The organism is Pseudactinotalea sp. HY160, from assembly GCF_009372055.1.
In the GTDB taxonomy this organism is placed as follows: domain Bacteria; phylum Actinomycetota; class Actinomycetes; order Actinomycetales; family Beutenbergiaceae; genus HY158.
The window spans coordinates 491,935-512,092 of the sequence record NZ_WHMT01000001.1 but is presented as its reverse complement, the minus strand read 5'-3'; the positions used below and the strand labels follow the sequence as shown (position 1 = coordinate 512,092).

The window sequence follows — 20,158 nt, the reverse complement described above, 5'->3', positions numbered from 1 at the left end:
CTTGGGCCTGATGAGCACAACGAGGACCGATTCGGATCGCCGCGACGAGCGCGGGGCCCGGCGTCATGCCGCCCCCCGGCCGCGACGGCGAGCGCTCAACGTGCTCGCGCTGAGCCTCCTGGGGGTCGCGCTCTTCGTGACCACCGCGGTCGGCTCGGTGTACGTCGAGATCCAGTCGCGGATCGACAGCAAGGACATCAACGCCCTCCTGGGCGAGAACCGGCCCGGCGGCGCGGACCAGCACGGGGACCCGACCCCGGACCCGCGCGACTCCTGGGCGGGCAAACCGCTCAACGTGCTCGTGCTCGGTTCGGACTACCGCGGCGGGGACAACGCGCAGTACGGCGAGTTCGAGGGGATGCGTTCCGATACCGCGTTGATCGTGCACTTCTCGGCCGACCGGGAGCGGGTCGACGTGGTCTCGATCCCCCGCGACCTCATCGTGGCGATCCCGGCCTGCCCTCTTCCCGGGGGCGGCGAGAGCTACCCGCAGGCGCTCGGGACGAACGAGCACAACGGCGTCCGCTTCAACGCGGCCTTCGCCACGGGCGGGCAGGGCGAGGATCTGAGCCACGCGGCCGCCTGCGCGATCCTCACGGTCGAGGCGATGACCGACATCTACATCGACGACTGGGCGGTGATCGACATGGACGGCTTCGCCACCATGGTCGATGCGATCGGCGGGGTGCAGATGTGCTTCGACGAGCCGATGAACGTGCCCAAGGCCGACCTGGACCTCGAGGCCGGCTGCCAGACGCTCGACGGCGACGACGCGCTCGGGCTCGCGCGGGCACGCAAGGGGATCGGGGACGGGTCGGACATCTCGCGGATCGACCGGCAGCAGGAGCTCATGACCGCGATGGTCGGACAGGTGCTCTCGGCCGACACCCTCGCGAATCCCTCGAAGCTGCTCTCGCTGCTCTCCTCGGCCGCCTCCTCCCTCACCACGAGCGAGCGGCTGGGGAACCTGAACAGCCTCACCGGCCTGGGCTATTCGCTGCGCGGGATCGACGGCGGCTCGGTGAACTTCTCCACGGCCCCGCATGCCTACAGCGGCAACGTCGTACTGCAGACCCCCGAGACCGACCTGGTGTGGGACGCGCTGCGGGCCGACGAGCCGCTCCCCGGGGATCCCGCCGGGGAGTCGACGGAGGAGTCGACGGTCGAGCCGACCGCATCGAGCAGCCCGAGCAGCTGACCGACACCCCCGCCGGCTGCGGGGCTTCGCGCCCGCGGACTCGTAAGCTCGAGAACCTCCGGCGTGACCGAACGACAGGGAAGCCCTCATGCCCACCGAATCCGGTGACACTCCGCCCCAGCGGCCCCAGCATCCCCAGCGGCCTCCTCAGCGGCCTCCCCAGCGCCGTTCCTCGAAGGCGCGCGAGGGCGGTTCGGCCCGGTCGATGGGCGCGGCGGATCAGGCGCCGAGCGCGCGCCGCCCCACGCCTCCGCCCGTGATCAGGCCCGCGAGTCGGCCCGGGGCGCGGCCGGACAGCGGGTCGGGGGACTCGGCGCCGGCCCGCCCTGCACCGGGCTCCCGGGAGCCCGCGCAGGCTCCCCTCCCGCAGCAGCCGGCCGTGCCGCGCACGCGGGTCATGCCCGTCGACCAGCAGCCGGCCCGGCGTATCCAGCCCACACAGTCCTACCGGCAGCAGCAGCCCGGGTACCCGGGGCAGCCGGGACACCCGGGGCAGCCCGGGCACTCGGGGCAGCATCCGGAGCCGCCGGCGACCCCGCGGACGCCGCGCAGGCGGCGGCGCGGCCGGCGCGCCGTGGTGATCGTCGCCGCTGTGCTCGTGCTCCTGCTCGCCTGGCCGATCGGCCTGCTCATCTGGGCCAACGGGAAGATCACTCACATCGATGCACTCTCGGGTGCGCCGGGCCAGGCGGCCGAGACCTACCTGCTCGCTGGCTCTGATTCCCGCGCGGACGGGACCCTTGCGGGTGATCCGACCGAGGGACAGCGCACCGACACGATCATGCTGCTGACGAAGCCGCCGTCGGGCTCGGCCTCGCTCATCTCGATCCCGCGCGACACGTACGTGGCGATTCCCGGGCACGGCAACAACAAGATCAACGCGTCCTACGCGCTCGGCGGCCCGGAGCTGCTCGTGCGCACGGTCGAGGACTTCACGGGGATGACCGTCGACCACTACGTCGAGATCGGGATGGGCGGCGTCTCGGCCCTGGTCGACGCCGTCGGCGGTGTCGAGCTGTGTTCGGACCTGGACGTGGACGACGAGAAGTCCGGCCTCGTGTGGACCCCGGGCTGCCATGAGGCGGACGGGACGACGGCGCTGGCGTTCGCGCGGATGCGCTACTCCGACCCGAAGGGCGACATCGGTCGCACCGAGCGGCAGCAGCAGGTGATCAAGGCGATCACGGCGAAGGTCGCCCGCCCGGGCACCCTGGTGAACCCGGGGGCACAGGTCGACCTCCTGAGCGCCGGCCTGGCCGCCCTCGCGGTCGATCAGGACACGGGCATCCTCGATCTCGGCCGGCTCGCCCTCGCCTTCCGGGCCGCCACGGGGCCCGACGGGGTGCGGGGCACGCCGCCGATCGCCGACCTCAACTACCGACCGGGCGGAGTCGGCTCCGCTGTGCTCATCGAGCCCGACGCGGCGGCACGGTTCTTCGCCTCCGTCGCGGACGGCACGGTGACGATCGAGGAGGAGTAGGCGGGCCGGCTCTGCCGGGACCGCGAACGCTCGACGGGCGAGCATGCCAGCCTCCAGCACAGTCCGAGCAGGGCCCGAACTCATCCCGATGATTGCCTGCGCGAGCTCATCGGCCGAGCTAGCCTGGGATCGACGACATGCCGGTCGACGCTGAGTGGCGTCGGCACGGTCAGGGTCTGCTGGCTGGACTGACCGAACTGTTCCGTGGGTGCAGTCGCGTCGGCCTTCACATGACGACGCGCCGAGTGTCCGGTCCCGTGTCGACCTTCGGTAGCTTTCTTGGATAGGGCAAGGTGATGGAGTCTTCGGACGATGAGGCACGTTCCCTCCTCGGAGAGTTTCTGCACGACGGCCGGCGCCCTTTGGCCGCGGGCCTCGTCCTGGCGCTTCTGTGCTTCGCGGCCGACGTAGCCATCGCGCGATTCTGGCCGATGGATTTCTCTCCATGGCCGCAGGCCGCACTCCTCCTGAACGGGCTGTGCACCTACATCGGTCTACCGCTCGCGATCGGCCTGATCACCGTGGGATTGTTCAGGATCAAATAGCCCTCGGGGATCGGCCGCACTGTGCTCGGGCGGCACCGTCATTCGCGTCGTCTCACGCCTCGGTGGCGGCGCGGCACTCCTCGCGGCGTTCTATCGGATCGAGCGAGGCCTCGGAGGATGCCAGCTCCTCGTTCACGGAGCCGAAGGAGCCCGGCTTGTAGGCGGACAGGTCGTCGGCCGTCGTGAGGAGGCGGCCCGGCACGAGCACGCCGTCGAGGAGCAACCGGCACATGTCGAAGCCGCGCCAGCGCACCTGCCAGGAACTCGCGACGGAGAACTGCCCGCCGGCCCGCTTCTGCTCGACGTCGACGCCGAACCGCAGGGTGCGGACGACGATCGCCAGTCCCCGGGGATACTCCATCGCAGTCTCGACGGTCGCGGATACCCTGAGCCGCCCATCGTCGAGTTCGGACTCCCAGGTCGTGGCGACGACGTGGGGCGCCCGGGTCGGCAGTTGCTCGTGAGGGAACCGCGACGTGACGGCCAACGAATAGCCCGGCCCGCCGAACGTCTCCTTCGCCTCCTCCACCCAGGGGTTGGGGTCCCCCGCGCTCGCCAGTTCGTCGAATACGCGCTGGGTCGCCTCGGCCTCGCCGAGCTCGGCCACCTGCTCGTATTCGCTGCTTCGGATGAGCGCACGCTCCAGGGCTTCGGCGAGATAGCGCACCTCCAGATCCTTCGCTCCCTCGGGTACGTCGATCCCGTAGGGTGCGCGGAGCGACAGCGACGGCTTGCCCGTCAGGTGGTCGATCGTCGCCGGTGCGGGTGTATCGCGGACTTCCTTCGGCACCGGGGCGGTGCATCCCATGGCCGTCATCCCGACGACGAGCGTGGTCAGGAGCGCACCCGTGACGCGCCGGACGTGTCCGGTCCTCGTTCCGATGCTTCGGCGCATGGCATCCCCTTCGTCGTTGCCACGACGCTAACCGCCGGCACCGGCCCGGTGCGGTTATCCACAGGTATCGACCGGAGCCGTCGACCGGAGCCATCGGCCGACGGGGCGTCGGCACCGAGTTCGATCCGACTGTCGGCACCGCGACCGCGCGGAATGTCCGGGTCGAGTGCGGCCCGAGGGTCTCGTCGACGCGCTGTGGCGGGCGCCGACGTTCTAAGTGACGGGCGGCTGCGGTGGTCGATCCGACTGGACGGCCGCGACGCGCCCATCAACCGGTTCCCCGTCGTCGTCGGTATCGCCCGCGTTGTCGATGTCGCTGTCGCTGTCGCTGTCGCTGTCAGCATTGCCGTATTCGTAGTCGAGGGCGTCCATGAAGGCCTCGTCGAGGTCGTCGCGGTGGGCCCGCGAGTCCGGGCGCGCTTTGCTGCTCGGGACCTCCTCGAGTCCCGGGAGGGTCTCGTTGCCCGGAAGAGTCCGATGGTCCGGGCGATCCAGGCGATCCAGGCGATCCAGGCGATCCAGGCGTGACTCGCGGCCGGGAATGTCGTCGGAGCCCGTGAGCGCCTCGAGGTCCTGGAGTGCACCGACCCCCTGGAGCGCCTCGAGGCTCTGGGATGCGCCGCGCCCCTGGAGGCCCTGGAGTGCGGCGAGGTCACGGCGGTGCCAGGCCTGGTCGGTGACCTCGGTGGTGCCGGTCGGGGTGCGCAGGAACCGTAGGCCCATGGGGCCGCTCCAGTAGTAGGTTCCGGGTCCGAGCATGACGTAGGCCCAGGAGCCGCGTCCCTGCGGCTGCCCGGGATGATTGTGCGTCTTCCAGCGATGGTGCCGGCGGCACAGGCTGGCGAGGTTGCAGGTGCAGGTCGGCCCACCGACCGGATCGCCCTGGGCATCGGTCTTCCAGGGGTCGATGTGGTCGGCATCGCAGGCCCGGGCCGGGCGGGCACACGCCGGGAACACGCAGGTTCGATCGCGCAGGTGGAGGTGGTCCTTGATCACGTCCCCCGCGGCATAGCCGGCGACTTCGTGTTCGGTCTCGAGGTCGATGACCGGACGCACGAATATCTGCGGCCCCCACGACCCACCAGACCCGCGCGGCTTATCAGAGCCCCGTGGCCCGTCAACGGGCGCGCTGTCGGGCGTGGCCGCATCGTGGGGCGTGGTGAACATGGCCGCGATCTCGGCGGCGCTGATCACGAGCCCGGTCGGGATCCCCGGCCCCTCGATGCGCACGGGTTCGCGGGCCAACCTGCCCGCGACGTAGGCCGGACCTGCGGCGTGTTCGGGACAGGACGGACCGGCGGCGTGTTCGGGACGAGCCGGACCGGCGGCGTGTTCGGGACAAGTCGTGTCCGCCGAGGTGGCCGAGCCCGGCGGGTCCACGTATGGTCCACCGGCGAGCAGGCAGCCAGGATCACGGTCGGGACGATCAGGAGGCCGATCACCGGGATGACGATCGAGTGATCGGTCGCCGGGATGACGATCGGGTGGTCGGTTTCCAGAATGACAGTCGGGACGGTCGGGTGGCCTGCCGTCGGGCCAGAACGCCGAGGCGTTCATGTGCAGGTACATGACGACCTTCGCCCGCGGCACGCCCCGACCCGACCACGCGGGCCCACACGAGACACCACCGCCCGCAGCCGTGGCAGGCGCCTCGCCGGTCGGGTCCGCCGCAGCTCCGGCCGCCGCCGCTTCGCCCACCGCCGTTCCGGCGGCGCTGCCCGCGGCTGTACTCACGGCGGGGCCCGCGGCTGTGCTCACGGACGGGCCGTCGAACTGGCCTGCGGCTTCATCGGGAGTCAGATCGACTGCGGCGGCCGCAGCCATGCCCACAGCACCGCCGATGCCGACTGTGGCGCCCGTCCCCGCGGCCATGACGTTTCCGCCCGTGCAGTCCGGCGCCCCCGCCGCCGGTCCCGGCGCCTGTGCCTGCTGGGCCTGCCGGGCTTGCCGGCCTGATTGTCCGTTGGTGAGGTCGAGGGCGTCCTGGTGGGCCGGTGCGGGGTGGTGGGTGGCGGCGATGATGCCCTCGAACGTGAGGGAGCGTCGGGTATCGAGGACCTCACCGGATCCGGCGGCCTTGAGTTGCGCGGCTCCGAAGGCCAGGCTCTGTTCCAGATCGAGGGCGGCGAACGTGGATACGATCGCGTCGATGCGGCCGGTGCCGTCGGTGCCGATGTGGACATCGGCCCGGCGCGGATCGGCCTGCGCCCGCTGCAGGTCGGCATACCGGTCGGGCATGTGGGTGATCATCGCCTCCCGCACGAGACCCTTGATGGCGTATCGGCCCCGGATCGCCCCGGCGGCTGCGACCTGGACATCGACGAACCGGGCCGCCTCCACGTTCAAACCGAGGGTCTGTTCGGCCACGAGCCGGGCCGTGTGCGCCCGGGTACGCCCATCGAGCACGCGCCCGTACAGCAGCGGCAGGCGTTCGGCGACCTCGAGGGCTTCGAGGAGCATCGCCTGGGCGGCGTCGGTGGAGAAGCCGGTCACGGCCGCGAACCAGTTCGCCGCCGAATCACAATACGAGACCCCCAGGGCCAGATCGGTGTGACACGACCACGCCCCGCACTCTTCGGTGACCGGGCTGCGTTGGGCGATCTCGATCGCCAGGAAGAACAGATCGGCCTCCGCGCCCGCCTGGACCTTGCGCACCTGACGGACCCGGTCCAGTACCGCGTCCTCGGACGCGATCGAGGCGATCTCCGCTCGCCTCGCTCGCATCTGCCGGGCCGCCTTCGTGCTCATGAAACAACCCTAGAACCGAGCACCGACATTCACCCCGGGCCACGGGACTTGACCGGGCCGGCGATCAAGATCCAGCGGAATCCAGCGGATCTCATCCCACATCCAGCGGACCGCGAGGACCCGAAGGAACCCGGGGAACCCGGGGAACCCGGTCGAGTCTCGCGGACGAGTGCGAGACCATACCGCCCGCGGCGAGGCCACGCGCTGAGCGACGCGCACCCCAGTCACGGCCCGCCCGCGGCGAGGCCGCGCGGTGAGCGACGCGCACCCCAGGCACGGCCCGCCCGTGGCGAGCCGCTCGTCATGGAGAGCTCGTTGCGAACGGTCGGGACGGGCGAACGGTCAGGACGGGCGAACGGTCGGGACGGGCGCGTCGTCGGCTCGTCCGAATACTCGACTCGGAAACTGCTCGGCTCGGAAACTGCTCGGCTCGGGGAACTACTCAGCCGGTGGAATCGGTGCGCTGCGCGAGCCGGGCGCCCTTGTCGATCGCGGTCTGGCGCAGATCCGCCTGGAAATCGGCCATGCGGGCCCGTAGGTCGCCGGCCGCCGCCCCCTCGCCGGTGGCGAGCATCCGCACGGCGAGCAGGCCGGCGTTCCGCGCGCCGCGGATGCTCACGGTCGCCACGGGCACCCCGGCGGGCATCTGCACGATCGAGAGCAGGGAGTCCATGCCGTCGAGGTGCGCGAGCGGCACGGGCACACCGATGACCGGCAGCACGGTGACCGAGGCGAGCATGCCAGGCAGGTGAGCGGCTCCGCCGGCCCCGGCGATGATCACCCGCAGGCCCCGCCCCGCGGCCTCCTGGCCGTAGGCGATCATGTCGGCGGGCATCCGGTGCGCCGAGACGACGCGCGCCTCGTAGTCGATCCCGAACTCCTCGAGCGCGGTGGCCGCGGCCTCCATGACCGGCCAGTCGGAGTCCGAGCCCATGACCAGGCCCACGAGCGCGCTCATCGGGCCCCCTCCCCGCGCAGCAGAGCGACCGCGGCGCGGGCCCGGGCGAGGCAGCGCTCCGGGTCCTCGCCCGTGATCGTCACGTGCCCGAGCTTGCGGCCCGGCCGCACGGACTTCCCGTAGAGATGGACCTTGGCCTCCGGATACCGGCGCAGCACCTCGCCGTAGGCCTCCCGCGGGTCGTCCAGGGCCGATCCCAGCAGGTTGACCATGACCGCATGGTCGCACGTGGGCTGGGTGGCTCCCAGCGGCAGGTCGAGCACCGCGCGCAGGTGCTGCTCGAACTGGCTCGTCCGGGAGGCCTCGATCGTCACGTGCCCGGAGTTGTGGGGGCGCATGGCGAGCTCGTTGACGAGCAGGCGACCATCCGTCGTCTCGAAGAGTTCCACCGCGAGCACGCCGGTGACGCCGAGCGTCTCGGCGACGGTGTGGGCGATGTTGCGGGCTGCGCAGTCGAGTTCCTCGCTCAGCTCCGGCGCGGGGGAGAGCACTTCGGCGCAGACGCCGCCGATCTGGATGGTCTCGACCACGGGCCAGGCGAGGAACTGTCCGCTCGGGCGGCGGGCGCTCAGGGCCGCGAGCTCGCGGCGGAACGGCACGCATTCCTCCAGCAGCACCTCACCGCGCTCGGCTGCGAGCCACTGCTCGAGCACAGCCCAGCCGTCGTCGGCCGGATCCTCACCGAGCACGAGCACGCCCTTGCCGTCGTAACCGCCGGTGGGCGTCTTGACGACGACCGGCCAGCCGGCCTCGGCTGCGAAGTCGCGGACCTGGTCGGGGCTCGCGGCCACAGCCCAGCGCGGCACCGGCACGCCGGCCGCGGCGAGCACGGTGCGCATCGTGATCTTGTCCTGGGCCGCGGCGAGCGCGTCGGGACCGGGCTGCACCGAGACGCCGCGGGCGAGGAGGTCGCGCAGGATCCCGGCCGGGATGTGCTCGTGCTCGAAGGTGAGCACGTCGGCGCCGTCCACGAGGTCCTCGACGGCCGCACGATCGCGGGGCAGACCGACCCGGGAGTCGGGGACCACCTGGGCGGCGGAGGAATCGGGGGCCTCCACGAGCGCCCGCAACTCGAGGTTGAGCGCGGCGGCCGGCCCGGCCATCATGCGTGCCAACTGTCCGCCGCCGATGACGGCCACCCGATGTCCCATGACCGCTCAGCCTACTGTGTTCGGGCACGAGTACGCGCCGCTGTTACGGTGGATGAACGCCCGTGAAAAGCAACGAGGAGGATGCGATGATGCCGATCCCGAGCCGCTCCGTCGACGGCGGAGCGCACACCGGTTCATGGGTCCGAGCCGCGGTTGCCGCCGGGCTCACGATCGGTCTGCTCGTAGCGGGCTGTTCCGCCGCCGGCCCGGACGTCTCCGCCGATGGACGCCTCGATTATGCGTGTGCGCTGGCGGCACGCGCCCAGGACTCGGGGCCGGCGCAGGAGTGGACGCTGACTCCGGGCGCCGCGGACCCGGCGCTGAACGCGGTCGCCGGGGCCGCCGCGCTCCTGGGCGGGATGACCGCGACCACCCTTGAGGGTCACGAGGACCTCTCCGAAGCTGCCAAGGTGCAGTACGCCCAGATCACCCGGGTCGACTCCGACGGGATCCAGGCCGGCATCGACAATATGACCGCCGCGTGCGACAGGTCCGGTCTGCCCGAGGGCGAACCGGACATCTCCCTCCCCGGGCAGGTCGCCTACGCCTGTGCCCTGGTCGCCGACGCCCGGCAGGCCGGCCCCCCGGCCGAATGGGATCCGCTCGTCGGCGACGACGCCGAGCCCGCCATCATCGAAACCCTCGGGGCAGCCGCCCTCACCGGTGCACTGACGGCGACTCCGCTACCGGATCACGCGGATCTCACCGAGGCGGGGCAGGACCTGTACCGTGCCGCGACCACCCTCGACACCAACGGGCTCACCGACGGGCTCAACACGTTCGGCGACGCCTGCGACGGATAGGGCCCGGTAGGCTGCGGCAGTGAGATCGGAGCAGGGCACCCCGACGGGTGGGAACGCGGGCGGCGGTACCCTCGCCCGACTGCGCCGGCTGATCCTGGTGCGGCACCGCCATAATTGGCGGCTGCTGCTGCGGTTCGGCGTGGTCGGCGCCAGCGGGGTACTCGTCAACATGGGCATCATGGTCCTGCTCACCCTCGGTGGCCCGGACGCCGAGCAGGCCGCGATTCCGCTCGTGGGAACCCAGTTCAACGTGCGCTGGTACCACGTGTTCTCGGTGCTCGCCTTCCTCGTGGCGAATCTGTGGAACTTCCAGCTCAACCGGTCATGGGCCTTCGGCACGGCGGGCCGAACGCCGTGGTGGCGCGAGTACTGGCCGTTCCTCGCGGTCGGGGCGCTCGGGCAGGCGATCGGGCTCGCGCTGCTCACCCTGCTCATGCACACCGACTCTCCCATTCACCTGTCGACGACGCTCCTGGACGACTCCACGCTGCTGCGCACCCGGGTGTACTGGGCGCAGTTCATCATGATCGCCGTCGTGACGCCGGTGACCTTCACGCTCAACAAGGTGTGGACCTTCCATGCGATGCGGGCCGTGCACCGGGCCGAGAACGAGGCCCGGGCCGAGGCCCGGACCGCCCCCGAACGGGTCCGCACCCCCCGCGAGGATGCTCAGCGGGACCCGAAGTAGCGCCGGATCGTGCGGCGCCAGGGATTGGCGGGCAGGCCCGGGTAGAGGAGGGCGGCCGAGACGCAGTACTTGCTCACCCGGTGCTCACGGATCCCGCTCGCCATGAGCAGGTCGTCCCAGATCCCGCGCTCGCCGCCGGACTTGGTCTCGACGAGCACCTCGTTCGGGCCGTCCCGGCGATCGCTGCCGGCGAGGAAGTGCAGGTCGAGGTCGCACGTGAGGCGTTGATCGCCCCGCACGAGGGTGAGTCGGTCGTAGACGGTCTCGAGCACGGGCTCGAGCCGGTAGGCGTCGGAGCCGACGATCCGACCCACGAACTCCCGGGACGGCCGGTCGAGTAGATGAGCGGGCCCCGCGTGCTCGATCCGCTCCTTGACGGTTCGACCGCGGTACCCCTTCGACTTCACCTCGATGAGGCAGTCTCCCGACTCGCTGTAGGTCCGGGTGCGCACCTTGTACCGCTGCCGCCGGCCCTGGACGTGCGCCCGGAAGAACCCGAACTCGGGGGTGTCGAAGTACACGGTGCGGTACCGGAAGGAGTGGTGACCGTCGATCTCGAGCGCCCGGAAGTCCGCCCTGGTCCGCTCGAGCAGGTCGACGAAGAGATCACGCGGAACGAAGTACTTGCGATCGATGCGGGTCATGAGCCGCGCCTGGGCGTTCAGGTCGGCGAGGCTGATCGGTTCGAACCGGTCGAGCACCTCCACGAGGTCGCCGGTGCTCGGGGCGGGAGCGGTGCCGGCCCGGGGTCGGGTGATCTCGACGGCGGTCATCGGGGCATCGCCGCCCACGACTCGTCGGACGCCGCCGGGAGGCTCTGGTACGCGGGGGTGGGGGCGGAGGGCGCGGACGGGACGGCGTGCGTCCACGGTGCCACCGCCCGGTACCGGACGTCGACGAGAGTGGTGTCGCGCACGAGGTCGATATCGACGATCTCCACGCTGAGGATCCGCGCCGAGAGCAACTCGCTCAGGTGCGTCTCGAGGCCGGCGCGACGCGGGAAGGCCCGGTCGAGGGTGAGGGTGTGGCGGTAGGTGTCACGGCCGACGCGGGGGCTGTCGAGCACGAACATGACCACGAGGATGAGGGCGCTGAGCGCGGGAGTGAGCCACATGGGCGAGGGGTGCAACCCGGCGAGCAGCCCGAGCGCGAGCGACGTGAAGTAGTAGGCAATCTCCTGCTGGGTGATCTGGTCCGAGCGCAGCCGGATGATCGAGAGGATCCCGAACAGCCCGATTCCCAGGCCGATGCCGACCTCCACGGAGCCGAGCGCGAGCGTCACCGCGACGACCCCGACGTTGAGGGCGACGTAGGACAGCAGCAGGTCCCGGCGCCGATGACGACGGAAGTACAGCACGTACGCGAGCAGGGTGACGGCGACGAGGTCGGTTGCAATCGCGATGACGAGGGGCATGATCTCTCCTTGATCGACTATGACATCAAGGATGGACGCCCCGGTTAAGGCGACCATGAGGGGAACATGAGAGCTTTCACATCCGCCGGGATCAGTCCGCACGGAGGCGGTAGCCCGCCCCACGCACCGTCTCGATGGCCTCGGGCCCGAGCTTGCCGCGCAGGTAGCGCACATAGACGTCCACGACGTTCGACCCCGGGTCGAAATCGAAGCCCCAGACCCGGCTGAGCAGCTGCGCCCGGCTGAGCACCTGGTCCGGATGCCGCATGAACACCTCGAGCAACGTGTACTCCCGTGAGCTCAACTCGACTGTCCGCTCCCCCACGAGCGCCCGGCGCGTGCGCAGGTCGAGGCTGACCGAGCCGGCGCGCAGGATCGTCGCCTCGCCGGCGGAGGCGGAGTTGAGGCGGAGCCGGACGCGGGCGAGCAGCTCGTCGAAGGCGAACGGCTTGCGCATGTAGTCGTCCGCTCCCCCGGAGAGCCCGGCCACCGTGTCCTCGACCGCGTCCCGGGCCGTGAGGATGATGACGGGCAGGTCGATCCTGTCCGCGCGGATCCGTCGCAGCACGCTGAAGCCGTCGAGGCCGGGCAGGCCGATGTCGAGCACGAGCAGGTCGAACTCGCCGGTCCGGGCGAATTCCACGGCCGCGTGCCCATCGGTCACCGTCTGGGTGCTGAAGCCCTCGGAGCGCAGCCCCTTCTCGATGAACGACGAGATCCGCTCCTCGTCCTCGGCGATCAGAATGCTGGTCATGGGGCCTCCTCGGGTCGGTGCCACGGCAGGTCGAGCACGAAGGTGGAGCCCCGGCCGGGCTCGGAGTCGAGGGCGATATGGCCGCCGTGGGCGGCCGCGATACGGTCGACGATCGCCAGCCCGAGACCCGTGCCCCGACCCGCACGCATGTCCGCCGCCCCGCGCGCGAACCGCGCGAAGATCCGGGCCTGATCCTCGGGCGGGATCCCGGTGCCGCTGTCGCGCACCCACAGCCGCAGCCGGCCCGCGACGACCGCGCCGCCGACCGCGACCGAGTCGTCCGCGCCCGTGTGCTCGACCGCGTTGGCCGCGAGTTGGAGCAGGGCCTGGGTGAGCCGCTGCGCATCGACGACGGCGAACACCTCGGGCGTCTCGTCGATCGTCCAGTGGCGCGCGGCGAGGGCGGTGGCCTTGGCGAAGGTCTCGACCACGAGGTCGGTGAGATCGGCCGGTGCCAGCAGGAGGAAGTCGGGGCGCTCACTGCGCGCGAGCACGATGAGATCATCGACGAGACGCGACATCCGCCCGAGCTCGTCACCCACGAGCGCCAGCGTCTGGGCCCGCTCGAGGGGGTCGGTTCCCATGAGCTCGAGGTGGCCGCGGATCACGGTGATCGGCGTACGCAGCTCGTGCCCGGCGTCGTCCAGGAACCGGCGCTGCCCGTCGAAGGCGGTCTCGAGCCGGTCGAGCATCCGGTTGAAGGTCTCGGCGAGCTGGGCCACGTCGTCGCTGCCGTCCACCTCGATCCGCCGGCCCAGGTCGGTCTCGCTGATCCGGGCCGCGGTCTCGCTCAGCTCCCGGATCGGGGCGAGCACCCGCCCGGCCACGAACCAGCCGGTCGCCCCGGCGAGGGCGAGGGCGATGACGGCGATGACCGACATCACCCAGATGGTCGACCAGGCCTCGTCGAGCTCCGGGGCGAGGAACTCCACGATGACGAGCCGCCCCGTCTGCGGATCGCCGACGAACTCGACGGGCAGGACGGCGAAGGTCACCGGCCCGGCCGAGGTCGACAGGTTCGCCGAGAAGGGCTCCTCGGCCGCGGTCGCCTGGGCCACGAAGGCCGCGTCCAGGTCGAGTCGGACGGGCGGGTCGCCGCCGCTGCGCCGGTCAGGCACGCCGTCGATGACGGAGAAGAACGTCTCGGAGTGCTCGGGCAGGTTGTGCTGGAGGTGACTCGTGAGCAGCTCCCGCACGGACGTGAACTCCCGGCCCGTCGCCGGATCGGGGCGGCTCGCGAAGCCCCGGAACTTCTCCGCCTCGTGGGTCAGCTCGGTGTTGGCACCCGACTGGACGCCCGCGAGCACCGAGCGGGCCGTCGCCACGACGATGACGCTCACGGCGATCGTGACGATGAGCAGGATCCAGGCGAGGATCCGGGTGCGGGCGGTGACGCCGCGGCGGCTAGTCGTCATCGTCACCATCATCATCGTCGTCGTCGTCAGTGTCGTCGTCGTCGTCATCGTCGTCACCCGCGTCGCGCGGCGGGGCCGGCGCGACGGTCGCGGCTCCCCCCGAGCCCACCGTCGGGGTCGGCGTCGGAGTCGGGGTCGGCGTCGGCGTCGGCGTCGGAGTCGGAGTCGGAGTCGGCGTCACAGTCGGGGACTCGGTCGGCGTCGGCGTCACGGCCGGCGTCGGGGACTCGGTGGGCAGCGGGGCGCCGGGATCCACCACGATCGTCTCGCCGAGCTCGGGGGATGCGGGCCGGGTGAGCACGTCCGCGCCGACCCAGGCCGCCGCCGCGATGAGCAGGGCAGCCGGCAGGGCGGCCCAGGCGTAGCGAGTCATGCGCCCATTCTGTCGGAGCCGGCGGCGACCCCGATGAGACATGGATGAGAGGCCTCTCATCTACTGCCGGCGGCGCCGCCGCCCCATGACCACGACGGACCCGGGCGGAAGCACCGCGTCGGGATTGAGACGCTCGGGCACGGCGCTGAGGAAGATCGCGAAGATCGGCGGGCGCCGCTGGGCCAGATCGATCCGACCCCCGTCGGCCACCACGAGATCCCGCGCGAGCCCGAGCCCGAGGCCGGTTCCGCCCCCGCTCGTGACGTGGCGCTCGAAGATCCGGGGCGCGAGGTCGTCGCTGATGCCCTCCCCCTCGTCCGCCACCTCGATCACGGTGCCGGAGTCCGCCGCGGTCTCACTGCGCGAGTCCCGCACCGAGACCGTCGTGCGCCCGTCGCCGTATTTGAGGGAGTTCTCGAGCAGCGTGGCCAGCGCCTGCGACAGGGCGCCCGGCGTCGCGAGCGCCGTGGCCCCGGTGGGCGGGGAGAACACGAGCTCCCGCCCGGCCCGCTCGTAGGAGGGAGCCCATTCCGCGCGCTGCTGGGAGAAGATCTCGTCGAGGTCGACCGCCTCGGTCGTGCCGCCGTCGGCGTTGCGGGAGTACTTGAGCAGGTCGTCGACCACCCCGACGAGCCGCTCGATCTGGTCGAGGCTGATCCGCGCCTCCTCGGCGATGTGCGGGTCCTCCGTGACGAGCTGGATCTCCTCGAGCCGCATCGACAGCGCCGTGAGCGGGGTGCGCAGCTGATGGGAGGCGTTCGCCGCGAACTCGCGCTCGGCCGCGAGCCGGGCGGCCATCCGCTCGCCGGAGCGCACGAGCTCGGCCGTGACCAGGTCGATCTCCTCCACCCCGGACTCACGCAGCTGTGGACGCACCTGGCCCGCGCCGAGCTGCTCGGCGCTGGCGGCGAGGTAGATCAGGGGCGCGGCGAGCCGGCGCGCCTGACGGCTCGCGACCGCCGCGGCGACCCCGAAGGCGACGATCGAGAGCAGGATGACCACGCCGACCACCTCGGCGCCCCGCCAGAACAGGATGCTGCTCGGGATCGACACCCGCACCTCGGACCCGGCGACCGAGAGCGTCTGCCGCACGAGGAAGACCTGCCGCGGATCGTCGGGCACCGCGACGCCGGCCTCGACCACGCCGTGCGGGGTGGTGACCACGATGTTGATCGCCGGGTCCGACTCATCGGCGACCCACCGCTGGAGGAAGTCGGAGTCGATCTCGAGGTTCATGCCCAGCCGGGTGTCGACCGCCCGGGCGATCGACTGGGTGCGCAGGGAGAGGTTGGAGACGACGCCCTGGCGCACGAGCACCGCGCCGGCGACGGCCATGGGGACCCCGAGGAGCAGCACCGCCACCGTCACGGCGGCGATGGTCGCCGTCAGGACACGTCGCCCCAAGGTCAGCGCTCGCCGGTCTCGAACCTGAAGCCCATACCCCGGACGGTCGAGACGTAGCGCGGCGAGTTCGCGTCGTCGCCGAGCTTGCGGCGCAGCCAGGACACGTGCATGTCGAGGGTCTTGGTCGAGCCGGCCGGGTCGGAGGCCCAGACCTCGTGCATGAGCAGTTCGCGGCTGACCACGGAGCCGGCCTCGCGCACGAGCACCCGCAGCAGGTCGAACTCCTTGGCCGTCAGGTGCACCTCGGTCTCGCCCTGGAAGGCGCGGTGGGCGTCGACGTCCACGCGCACGTCCTGGGCCACGAGCGCACCGGCCTCCTCGCTCTCGCCGCCGGCGCGGCGCAGCAGCGCCCGCACCCGCGCGAGGAGCTCGGCGAGCCGGAACGGCTTGGTCACGTAGTCGTCGGCACCCGCGTCCAGGCCCACCACGAGGTCGACCTCGTCGGCCCGGGCGGTGAGCACGAGGATCGGCGTGGCCAGCCCCTGATTGCGGATCCAGCGCGCGACGTCGAGGCCGTCCATGTCGGGCAGTCCGAGATCCAGCACGACGAGATCGGCGTGCGGAGCCTCGTCGATGGCGCCGCGGCCGGTGCCGTGCACGGAGACGTCGTAGCCCTCACGGGTGAGCGCCCGCGCCAAAGGTTCGGCAATGGCTGGGTCATCTTCTGCTAATAGAACTCGGGTCACTCTGCCATGCTAATGCCAGTTCACGGATTCGCACGCCTCGTTCGCGGGCTCCCCTGCCGGCGACGCAGCCGGACCGGGTTGACCGGCCCCATCCCCTGCACGCTCACGGTCTCCATCGGGGTCAGATCGAACTCCGGACCCTCGACTTCGAGCAGCGCGGCCGAGACGTCGTCCATGACCACCACCCCGGGCGTGGCCACGTCGTTGAGCCGGGAGGCGAGGTTGACGGTCGGCCCGAAGATGTCGCCCGAGCGGGAGAGCACCCGCCCCCACACGACCGAGGAGCGCACGGGCAGATCGACCGCGGCGAGCAGGTCCACGAGATCGGTCGCGACCTTCGCACCGGTGGGCAGGTCGTCGGCCACGTAGAGCACCGCGTCCCCGACCGTCTTGACCACGCGGGCCCCGTTCCGCGCGACGACGTCGCGGGCCGTGGTCTCGAACTCCGCCACGATCTCGGCGAGTTCGTCGCGCGCGAGCCGCACCGTGCGGGAGGTGTAGCCGACCATGTCCATGAACCCGACCGCCCGTTCGAGCGGCAGCTGATCGGCCGAGATCGCCAGCCCGGTGCTCTGGGCGAACTGCCGGTCGAACCGCCCGAGCAGCGCGGCGAGCTGCCGCCGCCAGGTGTAGAGCAGCTGCTCCTCGAGCATCGGCTGGAGGGTGAGGAAGCGGTCGAGCACGACGAGTCGGGCCGAGATGTCGTCGAGCGAGTAGCGCTGTGCGACCTCCTCCACGAACGACTCGACCTGCCACAGCACGAGCCGGTCCATGAGGTGACCGTTCGCGCGCACGAGCGTGCGGGCCGTGCGCAGGCCGATCCGGTCCGTGCGCACGTAGTCCATGAGGTCGCGCATCGCCGCGACGTCGGCGTCCGTGAACTCCAGCGCCTCGTCGGGGACGTCCGCGAAGCCGAGCAGCCGCCAGAAGGCGCGCACGTCGTCCTCACTCACGTTCGCCGACTCGGCCACCTCGCCGAGGTGACGGCGTGGACCGGGCCCGAGCAGCGCGGCTGCGACGGCTCCGTAGGTGGAGGAGTGCGGGGACGGTTCGGCCATGGGTGTCAGGCTAGCGGCGCTTCGGAGCGGATGTGAAATACGTCACCAGCGAGGAAGCGCTGCTCCCCGGAGCGCGTACGGACGACGAGCGCGCCGTCGGGGTCGATCCGTTCGGCCGTTCCCGTGGTCGCCTCCGCGTCGCGGGCGGTGACCACGCGGACCGGCTCGCCGAGCGTGCGGCACAGCGGGGCCACGGCCTCGCCGACCCCGCGGACCGGCTCGCCTTCGGGCACGAGCTCGCCGAGGTGACCGAGGATCGCGGTGAGGAGATCGGCGGCCTCCAGAACGCCGTCCCCGCCGGCGGAGCGCACGGTCGCGGCCCACGGGATCGGCACGGTGCCGTCGAGGTTGACGCCGATCCCCACGACCGCCGCCCGGGCGCCGGTCGAGTCCGTGGCGACCGAGCCGAGGATGCCGCCGATCTTGGCGATGCCGGCCCATCCGGGCGCCGACCCCTCGGTCCGATCGGAGGGGGCCGCGTCGGGCACGATCACGTCGTTGGGCCATTTGAGGCCCGCGTTCACGCCGGGGGCGAGGTCGGCGAGCGCCCGCACCACGGCCACCCCCGTGAGCAGGCCGAGTCCGCCCCACGTGGCCTCGTCGCCCGGCCGGAGCACGACCGAGGCGGTGAGCGCGCGCACGAGATCGGTGTCCCAGGCGCGGTCCAGCCGACCGCGCCCGGCGCGCTGGTGGACGGCGTGGATGCCGCTCAGGTGACCCCAGTCCGCCCCGTCCGCGGCGAGGGCCGCGAGCAGGTCGGTCTGGGTCGAATCGGTGCTGGGCACGAGGCGGATCATCACTCCAGCGTGCCACGGGTCACGTCCGTGGTGAACCACACGCTCGATCCGTCGCCGAATCGCGGTGCCCGAGCGGAGGTGGAGGCGGATGCCCGGGCCGATGTGTGGGCCGATGTGCGGGCCGATTTGTGGACCCTCCACAACGAACGGTGCCGAGGGTGGGCGGTTCGGTGCCCGCATCTGCCCATCAGGACAACTACGCTGGCCGATGTGACCAAGAAGACGAGCACGGCCGAGAAGGTCGAGGATCTGCGCCTGCGCCGGGCCGAGGGCCCGGAGGCGATCGCGAAGACCGCGCGGGCGAAGCAGTCGGCCCGCGGCAAGCAGTCCGCCCGGGACCGGATCGACATGCTGCTCGACGAGGGCAGCTTCGTGGAGCTGGATGCCCTGGCGACCCACCGATCGAGCAATTTCGGGCTCGACAAGCGCCGGGTGCCGGGCGACGGCGTCGTCGTCGGGTACGGCACGGTGGACGGGCGCCAGGTGTGCGTCTACTCCCAGGACTTCTCGGTGTTCGGCGGCTCCCTCGGGGAGGTGCACGGCCAGAAGATCACCAAGGTGATGGACCTCGCGCTGCGCACCGGGGTGCCGCTCATCGGCATCTCGGACGGCGGCGGCGCACGCATCCAGGAGGGCGTGGCCGCGCTGACCCAGTTCGCCGAGATCTTCCGGCGCAACGTCGCCGCCTCGGGGGTGATCCCGCAGATCTCGCTCATCCTCGGCCCGAGCGCCGGGGGCGCGGTCTACTCCCCCGCACTCACCGACTTCATCGTCATGGCCGACCAGACCTCGAACATGTTCATCACCGGCCCGGACGTCATCCGGGCCGTCACCGGCGAGGACGTCGGCTTCGAGGAGCTCGGCGGGGCGCAGACCCACAACGAGCGCTCCGGGGTGGCGCACTACCTCGCCACGGACGAGGAGGACGCCTTCGACTACGTCAAGGCACTGCTCACCTACCTGCCGGCGAACAACCTGACCGACCCGATGACGTTCCCGATCGAGGCCGACCTCGACGAGACGCCGGAGGACGCCGAACTCACGACCCTCGTGCCGGATTCGGACTCCCACCCCTACGACATGCGCACCGTGATCTCCGGGGTCCTCGACGACGGGGAGCTGCTCGAGGTGCAGGCCCTCTACGCCCGGAACGTGATCGTCGGCTTCGGCCACGTCGAGGGGGCGCCCGTCGGGGTCGTGGCGAACCAGCCCCAGCAGATGGCCGGCACCCTCGACATCAACGCGGCCGAGAAGGCCGCCCGGTTCGTGCGCACGTGCGACGCGTTCAACATCCCGGTGCTCACGTTCGTGGACGTGCCCGGATTCCTCCCCGGCACCGACCAGGAGTGGAACGGCATCATCCGCCGGGGCGCGAAGCTCATCTTCGCCTACGCCGAGGCGACCGTGCCGCTCATCACCGTGATCACGCGCAAGGCCTACGGCGGGGCGTACATCGTCATGGGCTCCAAGCAGCTCGGAGCCGACCTCAACCTCGCCTGGCCGACCGCGCAGATCGCCGTCATGGGCGCCTCCGGGGCCGTGAACATCCTGCAGCGGCGCGCCCTGGCGGAGGTCGCCGAGAACGGCGGCGACGTCGAGGCCGAGCGGAACCGGCTCGTCGACGAGTACGAGGAGGCGATCGTCAACCCGTGGGACGCCGCCGCCCTCGGCTACGTCGACGCCGTGATCGAGCCGGCCGAGACCCGCGTGCAGATCGTCCGGGGGCTGCGGGCGCTGCGAACGAAGCGGGCGTCGCTGCCCGCGAAGAAGCACGGGAACATTCCGCTGTGA

19 protein-coding genes are annotated in these 20,158 nt (G+C 71.4%); 6 read left to right on the top strand and 13 right to left on the bottom strand.

Annotated elements, in window-relative coordinates; all coding sequences use genetic code 11:
* Window positions 1-10: 10 nt before the first annotated feature.
* The 3 genes from GCG21_RS02285 (at window position 11) to GCG21_RS02275 (ending at window position 3,223) form a co-directional block, all read left to right on the top strand.
* Window positions 11-1,198, top strand: coding sequence for an LCP family protein (locus GCG21_RS02285; RefSeq protein ID WP_194164889.1), 1,188 nt, complete (start codon window positions 11-13; stop codon window positions 1,196-1,198).
* A 379-nt stretch (window positions 1,199-1,577) separates the two neighbouring features.
* Entirely contained in the window at window positions 1,578-2,678 is a 1,101-nt protein-coding gene (locus GCG21_RS02280) for an LCP family protein (protein ID WP_370517216.1), read from the top strand.
* Window positions 2,679-2,974: 296 nt separating this feature from the next.
* Window positions 2,975-3,223 carry a hypothetical protein gene (locus GCG21_RS02275; protein WP_152817607.1) on the top strand — a complete coding sequence of 83 codons (249 nt, stop codon included), beginning with the start codon at window positions 2,975-2,977 and terminating at the stop codon, window positions 3,221-3,223.
* A gap of 52 nt (window positions 3,224-3,275) precedes the next feature.
* Here the strand turns inward: GCG21_RS02275 and GCG21_RS02270 are convergent, their stop codons facing one another.
* The 4 genes from GCG21_RS02270 to GCG21_RS02255 form a co-directional block, all read right to left on the bottom strand.
* Window positions 3,276-4,118 (bottom strand): hypothetical protein, encoded by an 843-nt coding sequence (locus GCG21_RS02270; RefSeq protein ID WP_152817606.1) that lies wholly within the window; start codon window positions 4,116-4,118, stop codon window positions 3,276-3,278.
* A 213-nt stretch (window positions 4,119-4,331) separates the two neighbouring features.
* Entirely contained in the window at window positions 4,332-6,866 is a 2,535-nt protein-coding gene (locus tag GCG21_RS02265) for an HNH endonuclease signature motif containing protein (protein WP_152817605.1), read from the bottom strand.
* 442 nt (window positions 6,867-7,308) lie between these two features.
* The gene (purE, locus tag GCG21_RS02260; RefSeq protein ID WP_152817604.1) at window positions 7,309-7,824 is read right to left on the bottom strand and encodes a 5-(carboxyamino)imidazole ribonucleotide mutase; all 516 of its coding nucleotides are present in this window, start codon (window positions 7,822-7,824) and stop codon (window positions 7,309-7,311) included.
* Complete coding sequence (locus tag GCG21_RS02255) at window positions 7,821-8,975, bottom strand: 5-(carboxyamino)imidazole ribonucleotide synthase (RefSeq protein WP_152817603.1); 1,155 nt, start codon at window positions 8,973-8,975, stop codon at window positions 7,821-7,823. Before GCG21_RS02255 ends, purE begins: the two co-directional genes overlap by 4 nt.
* A 62-nt stretch (window positions 8,976-9,037) precedes the next feature.
* Between GCG21_RS02255 and GCG21_RS02250 the strand changes: the two genes are divergently transcribed.
* Complete coding sequence (locus GCG21_RS02250) at window positions 9,038-9,778, top strand: hypothetical protein (protein WP_152817602.1); 741 nt, start codon at window positions 9,038-9,040, stop codon at window positions 9,776-9,778.
* A 19-nt stretch (window positions 9,779-9,797) separates the two neighbouring features.
* A complete protein-coding gene (locus GCG21_RS02245; RefSeq protein ID WP_153877511.1) occupies window positions 9,798-10,466 on the top strand; it encodes a GtrA family protein in 669 nt (222 codons plus the stop codon).
* On the opposite strand, the gene GCG21_RS02240 is transcribed toward GCG21_RS02245, so the two are convergent.
* From GCG21_RS02240 to GCG21_RS02200, 9 genes are all read right to left on the bottom strand, one after another.
* Complete coding sequence (locus GCG21_RS02240) at window positions 10,448-11,239, bottom strand: polyphosphate polymerase domain-containing protein (protein ID WP_152817601.1); 792 nt, start codon at window positions 11,237-11,239, stop codon at window positions 10,448-10,450. The two genes, GCG21_RS02245 and GCG21_RS02240, sit on opposite strands and share 19 nt — an antisense overlap.
* A complete protein-coding gene (locus GCG21_RS02235) occupies window positions 11,236-11,880 on the bottom strand; it encodes a DUF4956 domain-containing protein (RefSeq protein WP_194164888.1) in 645 nt (214 codons plus the stop codon). Before GCG21_RS02235 ends, GCG21_RS02240 begins: the two co-directional genes overlap by 4 nt.
* 91 nt (window positions 11,881-11,971) lie before the next feature.
* Window positions 11,972-12,634, bottom strand: coding sequence for a response regulator transcription factor (locus tag GCG21_RS02230; protein WP_152817599.1), 663 nt, complete (start codon window positions 12,632-12,634; stop codon window positions 11,972-11,974).
* Window positions 12,631-14,049: a cell wall metabolism sensor histidine kinase WalK gene (locus tag GCG21_RS02225; protein ID WP_152817598.1), complete on the bottom strand. Its 1,419-nt coding sequence runs from the start codon at window positions 14,047-14,049 to the stop codon at window positions 12,631-12,633. The genes GCG21_RS02230 and GCG21_RS02225 overlap by 4 nt, the downstream gene beginning before the upstream one ends.
* On the bottom strand, window positions 14,039-14,422 hold the full coding sequence (locus tag GCG21_RS02220) for a hypothetical protein (protein WP_152817597.1): 384 nt from the start codon (window positions 14,420-14,422) through the stop codon (window positions 14,039-14,041). The genes GCG21_RS02225 and GCG21_RS02220 overlap by 11 nt, the downstream gene beginning before the upstream one ends.
* Window positions 14,423-14,482: 60 nt before the next feature.
* Window positions 14,483-15,790 carry an ATP-binding protein gene (locus GCG21_RS02215; RefSeq protein ID WP_370460184.1) on the bottom strand — a complete coding sequence of 436 codons (1,308 nt, stop codon included), beginning with the start codon at window positions 15,788-15,790 and terminating at the stop codon, window positions 14,483-14,485.
* 38 nt (window positions 15,791-15,828) lie between these two features.
* Window positions 15,829-16,512: a response regulator transcription factor gene (locus GCG21_RS02210; RefSeq protein ID WP_153877510.1), complete on the bottom strand. Its 684-nt coding sequence runs from the start codon at window positions 16,510-16,512 to the stop codon at window positions 15,829-15,831.
* A 20-nt stretch (window positions 16,513-16,532) separates the two neighbouring features.
* The gene (locus GCG21_RS02205; protein ID WP_152817595.1) at window positions 16,533-17,570 is read right to left on the bottom strand and encodes an adenylate/guanylate cyclase domain-containing protein; all 1,038 of its coding nucleotides are present in this window, start codon (window positions 17,568-17,570) and stop codon (window positions 16,533-16,535) included.
* A gap of 5 nt (window positions 17,571-17,575) precedes the next feature.
* A complete protein-coding gene (locus tag GCG21_RS02200; RefSeq protein WP_194164887.1) occupies window positions 17,576-18,355 on the bottom strand; it encodes a biotin--[acetyl-CoA-carboxylase] ligase in 780 nt (259 codons plus the stop codon).
* 222 nt (window positions 18,356-18,577) lie between these two features.
* Between GCG21_RS02200 and GCG21_RS02195 the strand changes: the two genes are divergently transcribed.
* Window positions 18,578-20,158, top strand: a complete 1,581-nt coding sequence (locus GCG21_RS02195; RefSeq protein WP_153877507.1) for an acyl-CoA carboxylase subunit beta — start codon at window positions 18,578-18,580, stop codon at window positions 20,156-20,158.

Bases quoted from the DNA above. Each gene is read 5' to 3' on its own strand.
- GCG21_RS02285 (WP_194164889.1), top strand. From the start codon at position 11: ATGAGCACAACGAGGACCGATTCGGATCGCCGCGACGAGCGCGGGGCC.
- GCG21_RS02270 (WP_152817606.1), bottom strand. From the start codon at position 4,118: ATGCGCCGAAGCATCGGAACGAGGACCGGACACGTCCGGCGCGTCACG.
- GCG21_RS02265 (WP_152817605.1), bottom strand. From the start codon at position 6,866: ATGAGCACGAAGGCGGCCCGGCAGATGCGAGCGAGGCGAGCGGAGATC.
- GCG21_RS02230 (WP_152817599.1), bottom strand. From the start codon at position 12,634: ATGACCAGCATTCTGATCGCCGAGGACGAGGAGCGGATCTCGTCGTTC.
- GCG21_RS02275 (WP_152817607.1), top strand. From the start codon at position 2,975: ATGGAGTCTTCGGACGATGAGGCACGTTCCCTCCTCGGAGAGTTTCTG.
- GCG21_RS02255 (WP_152817603.1), bottom strand. From the start codon at position 8,975: ATGGGACATCGGGTGGCCGTCATCGGCGGCGGACAGTTGGCACGCATG.
- GCG21_RS02225 (WP_152817598.1), bottom strand. From the start codon at position 14,049: ATGACGACTAGCCGCCGCGGCGTCACCGCCCGCACCCGGATCCTCGCC.
- GCG21_RS02235 (WP_194164888.1), bottom strand. From the start codon at position 11,880: ATGCCCCTCGTCATCGCGATTGCAACCGACCTCGTCGCCGTCACCCTG.
- GCG21_RS02240 (WP_152817601.1), bottom strand. From the start codon at position 11,239: ATGACCGCCGTCGAGATCACCCGACCCCGGGCCGGCACCGCTCCCGCC.
- purE (WP_152817604.1), bottom strand. From the start codon at position 7,824: ATGAGCGCGCTCGTGGGCCTGGTCATGGGCTCGGACTCCGACTGGCCG.
- GCG21_RS02220 (WP_152817597.1), bottom strand. From the start codon at position 14,422: ATGACTCGCTACGCCTGGGCCGCCCTGCCGGCTGCCCTGCTCATCGCG.
- GCG21_RS02205 (WP_152817595.1), bottom strand. From the start codon at position 17,570: ATGGCCGAACCGTCCCCGCACTCCTCCACCTACGGAGCCGTCGCAGCC.